The sequence below is a fragment of the Amycolatopsis sp. TRM77291 genome (assembly GCF_054166285.1).
The window spans coordinates 1-2,536 of the sequence record NZ_JBSZHF010000009.1 but is presented as its reverse complement, the minus strand read 5'-3'; the positions used below and the strand labels follow the sequence as shown (position 1 = coordinate 2,536).

Below are 2,536 nucleotides of genomic sequence, written 5' to 3'. Positions count from 1 at the left end.
GCCACTTTCGGGACATCGGATGTCCCGAAAGTGGCTTTCGCGACGTGCCCGGGCGCCCAAGCCCGGTCGGGCTGCCTCCGTGCGTTTTCTGGCAGACGCGTAACAACTTCCGGCCTCCACACGGCATACCGGAGAGCCGTCTTTGTTCCGGCCGGTCCCCGCGCAGGAGGAGTTCGTGTGCTGACTTCCCGTCGTTTCCCGTTCCCCCGAAGATCACGGCGCGCGCTGGCGGTGGGCGTGGTCGGCCCGCTGGCCGGCGCGCTCGCGGTCGGTCTCGTCACCGTCGCGCCCGCCGAGGCCGCGGTGCCGGCCGGATTCACCGACACGGTGGCGATCGGCGGGCTCAGCTCACCGACGGCCACCGCGTTCGCGCCGGACGGCCGGGTGTTCGTCGCCGAAAAGAGCGGCCTGGTCAAGGTCTTCGACTCGCTCGCCGACCCGACGGCGACGGTGTTCGCAGACCTCCGTACGCAGACCCAGGATTTCTGGGATCGCGGCCTGCTGGGGCTCGCCGTCGACCCGGCTTTTCCCACCAGGCCGTACGTCTACGTCTCGTACACGCTCGACGCCGAACCCGGCGGAACCGCGCCGCGATGGGGTGACACCTGCCCGACCCCGCCGGGCGCGACGGACAAGGGTTGCGTCGTGACCGGCCGGGTCTCGCAGCTGACGATGGGCCCGGCGGGCACGGCCGTCAGCGAAAAACCTCTGGTCACGGGATGGTGCCAGCAGTATCCCAGCCACTCGGTCGGCGCACTCGCCTTCGGACCGGACGGGGCCCTGTACGCCGGCGGCGGTGATGGCGCCAGCTTCACCTTCGCCGACTACGGCCAGGCAGGGAACCCGTGCGCCGATCCGCCTTCGCCCGCCGGGACGAACCTCGCGCCACCGGCGGCGGAGGGCGGCGCGCTGCGTTCGCAATCGCCGCGGCGACCGGCCGGGCAGCCGGTCCTGCTCAACGGCACGGTGCTGCGCATCGACCCGGACACCGGCGAAGGCGTTCCCGGAAACCCCTTCGCGAACAGCGCCGACGCCAACGCCCGCCGCGTGATCGCCTACGGCTCGCGGAACCAGTTCCGGTTCGGCTTCCGGCCGGGCACCGGCGAGCTCTGGGCTGGCGACGTCGGCTGGGACACCTGGGAGGAGATCAACCGCGTCGCCGACGTCGGTGACGGCGTGGCGGAGAACTTCGGCTGGCCCTGTTTCGAAGGCAACGCCAGGCAGGCCGGGTACGACGGCGCGAACCTCGACCGCTGCGAGTCCCTGTACTCCTCAGGCGGGCACTCCGCCCCGTACTACGCCTACAACCACCGCGCCAAGGTGGTCGCGAGCGATCCCTGCCCCACCGGAGGCTCGTCGATCAGCGGGATCGCGTTCGAATCCGGCAGCAACTACCCCGCCGAGTACGACGGCGCGCTGTTCTTCTCCGACTCGTCCCGTGGCTGCATCTGGGCCATGCAGACCGTCGGCGGCCAGCCGAGCCCGAGCCGTCTCGTACCGTTCGTGACCGGCGCCAACGTCCCGGTGCAGGTGCTCACCGGACCGGGCGGTGACCTGTTCTACGTCGCGCTGGGCAGCGGTGAGCTCCGGCGCGTGAGCCACCCCGGCGGCACCAACCGGCCGCCTTCCGCGGTGGCGGCGGCGAATCCGACGAGCGGGCCCGCTCCGTTGACCGTGCGATTCGACGGCACCTCGTCCACCGATCCGGACGCCGGGGACACCCTGTCCTACGCCTGGGATCTCGACGCGGACGGCGCGTACGACGACTCGTCGGCCTCCGGCCCCACCTGGACCTACACCGCGGCCGCCGCCGTCGACGCCGGATTGCGGGTGACGGACTCCCACGGCGCGAGCGCGACCACGACGGTGCGGGTGACCGTCGGCAACCCGGAGGGCCTCGACCCGGTGCCGGTCATCGACAGCCCGGCGGGCACGCTGACCTGGTCCGTCGGCCAGAACGTGTCCTTCTCCGGCCGCGCCGTCGACGCCCAGGACGGTCAACTCCCGGCATCGGCGCTTTCGTGGCGGCTCGCGATCCGGCATTGCGCGACCAACGGCACCTGCCACACGCACAATGTCCAGGACTTCCCCGGCGTCGCGTCGGGCTCGTTCGTCGCACCGGACCACGACTACCCGTCGTACCTGCAGCTCACGCTCACCGCGACCGACTCGACCGGCCGGACCGGCAGCAAGACGGTCGATCTCCAGCCCAAGACGGTGTCGCTGAACTTCACCTCCAGTCCCAGTCAGGCGATGCTGACCGTCGGCGGCGCGCAGCAGCGCACACCGTTCTCCCGGACGGTGATCGCCGGATCCACCAACTCGATCAGCGCGGACAGCCCGCAGAACCTGCCGCCGCTCAACCTGAAGTACGCCTACACCGGCTGGGCGCACGGCGGCGCGCGGACGCAGAACATCATCGCGCCGGGTACGTCCACGACCTACCAGGCGAAGTACCGGCTCTGCTGGCTGCTGCAACCCTGCTGAGGCCACGGCGGGTTCGCGTGCCCGGTCACGCGAACCCGCCAAAGCACGC

The 2,536-nt window shown here is 71.2% G+C and carries 1 protein-coding gene; it reads left to right on the top strand.

Features of this window, described 5'->3' with window-relative positions; translation table 11 throughout:
• The first annotated feature begins 177 nt into the window (after positions 1–177).
• A complete protein-coding gene (locus ACXIZN_RS43060; RefSeq protein WP_457960760.1) occupies positions 178–2,487 on the top strand; it encodes a PQQ-dependent sugar dehydrogenase in 2,310 nt (769 codons plus the stop codon).
• Positions 2,488–2,536: the final 49 nt, after the last annotated feature.